Raw genomic sequence first — 273 nt, forward strand, 5'->3', positions numbered from 1 at the left:
GTCTCACTGCTCGAGTCGCATCGCACCACTTCCCTTGCGCGTCAACGGAAGCAATATCGGAATTTTTTTGTTCAGGTATCTCCGATTCCGCGCTTGCGATGACTATCGGGGGGTGCCGTTCCCAATAAAAGCCACCGGTTTCGGGCAGGCTTCTTTTAATGTCGGGGTCGAACTTGGCAAGAAGTTTGGTGACACACGTTTTGCCGCCTACGGTATCAATGACCACGATGGGGAAACCATCTTTTACTTTTGAGTAATCAACTCGTTCAAAGG

The 273-nt window shown here is 50.2% G+C and carries 1 protein-coding gene; it reads right to left on the reverse strand.

Annotation, left to right across the window (positions count from 1 at the left end; all coding sequences use genetic code 11):
- The coding region (locus AC3XQU_RS23880; protein WP_489876613.1) for a hypothetical protein at window positions 1-273 on the reverse strand (273 nt) is incomplete at both ends.

This window comes from Telluria sp. AZSoR62, from assembly GCF_058111565.1.